Source organism: Vibrio neptunius (assembly GCF_000967495.1).
Classification (GTDB): domain Bacteria; phylum Pseudomonadota; class Gammaproteobacteria; order Enterobacterales; family Vibrionaceae; genus Vibrio; species Vibrio neptunius.
The window spans coordinates 1-3246 of the sequence record NZ_JXXU01000073.1; the positions used below are offsets into that span (position 1 = coordinate 1).

Below are 3246 nucleotides of genomic sequence, written 5' to 3' on the forward strand. Positions count from 1 at the left end.
GCTCTTTAACAATTTGGAAAGCTGACGAATAACAACAATCCCCATCTCTATGAGATGCGTTGTTATTCATTTAAAAGTTCTCAAATCCTAACTTTCTCTAAATAAAGAGAGATTTAGGTACCAACACACATTCAAGTGTTCTTGGAAACATCCTTGTGATGTTTATATTTGAGTCCGGCAAAATCGAGTCTGCATCATGTTTAAATAATTGCAGACAACTTTGGTTGTTTGACTGTAAGACCCTTTGGGGTTGTATGGTTAAGTGACTAAGCGTACACGGTGGATGCCTTGGCAGTCAGAGGCGATGAAGGACGTATTAACTTGCGATAAGCCCAGATTAGGCAGTAAAAGCCATTTGAGTCTGGGATTTCCGAATGGGGAAACCCACCTGCATAAGCAGGTATCATTATCTGAATACATAGGGTAATGAGGCGAACCGGGGGAACTGAAACATCTAAGTACCCCGAGGAAAAGAAATCAACCGAGATTCCGAAAGTAGCGGCGAGCGAAATTGGATTAGCCCTTAAGCCTTTAATGCGTCAGGTGAAAGTTCTGGAAAGGTCTGCGATACAGGGTGATAGCCCCGTAACCGACAGCGCATTTTAGGTGAAATCGAGTAGGGCGGGACACGTGATATCCTGTCTGAATATGGGGGGACCATCCTCCAAGGCTAAATACTACTGACTGACCGATAGTGAACCAGTACCGTGAGGGAAAGGCGAAAAGAACCCCTGTGAGGGGAGTGAAATAGAACCTGAAACCGTGTACGTACAAGCAGTAGGAGCACCCTCGTGGTGTGACTGCGTACCTTTTGTATAATGGGTCAGCGACTTATATTCAGTAGCAAGGTTAACCATCTAGGGGAGCCGTAGAGAAATCGAGTCTTAACTGGGCGTCGAGTTGCTGGATATAGACCCGAAACCAGGTGATCTAGCCATGGGCAGGTTGAAGGTTGAGTAACATCAACTGGAGGACCGAACCGACTAATGTTGAAAAATTAGCGGATGACTTGTGGCTAGGGGTGAAAGGCCAATCAAACCTGGAGATAGCTGGTTCTCCCCGAAATCTATTTAGGTAGAGCCTCGGACGAATACTACTGGGGGTAGAGCACTGTTAAGGCTAGGGGGTCATCCCGACTTACCAACCCTTTGCAAACTCCGAATACCAGTAAGTACTATCCGGGAGACACACGGCGGGTGCTAACGTCCGTCGTGGAGAGGGAAACAACCCAGACCGCCAGCTAAGGTCCCAAATTACAGCTAAGTGGGAAACGATGTGGGAAGGCTTAGACAGCTAGGATGTTGGCTTAGAAGCAGCCATCATTTAAAGAAAGCGTAATAGCTCACTAGTCGAGTCGGCCTGCGCGGAAGATGTAACGGGGCTAAGCTGTAAACCGAAGCTGCGGCAATGCCATTTATGGTATTGGGTAGGGGAGCGTTCTGTAAGCCGTTGAAGGTGGATTGTAAAGTCTGCTGGAGGTATCAGAAGTGCGAATGCTGACATGAGTAACGATAAAGGGGGTGAAAAACCTCCTCGCCGGAAGACCAAGGGTTCCTGTCCAACGTTAATCGGGGCAGGGTAAGTCGACCCCTAAGGCGAGGCCGAAAGGCGTAGTCGATGGGAAACGGGTTAATATTCCCGTACTTCTTACAATTGCGATGGGGGGACGGAGAAGGCTAGGTGGGCCTGGCGACGGTTGTCCAGGTTCAAGTGCGTAGGCTTGAGAGTTAGGTAAATCCGGCTCTCTTTAAGGCTGAGACACGATGTCGAGCATCTACGGATGTGAAGTCATTGATGCCATGCTTCCAGGAAAAGCCTCTAAGCTTCAGATTGTAAGGAATCGTACCCCAAACCGACACAGGTGGTCGGGTAGAGAATACCAAGGCGCTTGAGAGAACTCGGGTGAAGGAACTAGGCAAAATGGTACCGTAACTTCGGGAGAAGGTACGCTCTTGACGGTGAAGTCCCTTGCGGATGGAGCTATTGAGAGTCGCAGATACCAGGTGGCTGCAACTGTTTATTAAAAACACAGCACTGTGCAAAATCGTAAGATGACGTATACGGTGTGACGCCTGCCCGGTGCCGGAAGGTTAATTGATGGGGTTAGACGTAAGTCGAAGCTCTTGATCGAAGCCCCGGTAAACGGCGGCCGTAACTATAACGGTCCTAAGGTAGCGAAATTCCTTGTCGGGTAAGTTCCGACCTGCACGAATGGCGTAATGATGGCCACGCTGTCTCCACCCGAGACTCAGTGAAATTGAAATCGCTGTGAAGATGCAGTGTACCCGCGGCTAGACGGAAAGACCCCGTGAACCTTTACTACAGCTTGGCACTGAACATTGACCCTACATGTGTAGGATAGGTGGGAGGCTTTGAAACCGGTACGCCAGTATCGGTGGAGCCGTCCTTGAAATACCACCCTTGTAGTGTTGATGTTCTAACTTAGACCCGTTATCCGGGTTGAGGACAGTGCCTGGTGGGTAGTTTGACTGGGGCGGTCTCCTCCCAAAGAGTAACGGAGGAGCACGAAGGTGGGCTAATCACGGTTGGACATCGTGAGGTTAGTGCAATGGCATAAGCCCGCTTGACTGCGAGAATGACAATTCGAGCAGGTGCGAAAGCAGGTCATAGTGATCCGGTGGTTCTGTATGGAAGGGCCATCGCTCAACGGATAAAAGGTACTCCGGGGATAACAGGCTGATACCGCCCAAGAGTTCATATCGACGGCGGTGTTTGGCACCTCGATGTCGGCTCATCACATCCTGGGGCTGAAGTCGGTCCCAAGGGTATGGCTGTTCGCCATTTAAAGTGGTACGCGAGCTGGGTTTAGAACGTCGTGAGACAGTTCGGTCCCTATCTGCCGTGGGCGTTGGAAGATTGAAGGGGGCTGCTCCTAGTACGAGAGGACCGGAGTGGACGAACCTCTGGTGTTCGGGTTGTCATGCCAATGGCATTGCCCGGTAGCTAAGTTCGGAATCGATAACCGCTGAAAGCATCTAAGCGGGAAGCGAGCCCTGAGATGAGTCTTCCCTGACCCCTTGAGGGTCCTAAAGGGTTGTTCGAGACTAGAACGTTGATAGGCAGGGTGTGTAAGCGTTGTGAGGCGTTGAGCTAACCTGTACTAATTGCCCGTGAGGCTTAACCATACAACACCCAAAGGGTTTTGATGGACTCAAAGCAAGAACAGATTGAATGTGTAGAGAACACAATAACAGCTTTCCGAATTAAGAATTTGCTTGGCGACCA

1 rRNA gene is annotated in these 3246 nt (G+C 49.8%); it reads left to right on the forward strand.

Annotation, left to right across the window (positions count from 1 at the left end):
• Positions 1–256 precede the first annotated feature (256 nt).
• Positions 257–3146: ribosomal RNA gene (locus TW84_RS21125) — 23S ribosomal RNA — on the forward strand.
• The last annotated feature ends 100 nt before the right edge of the window (positions 3147–3246 follow it).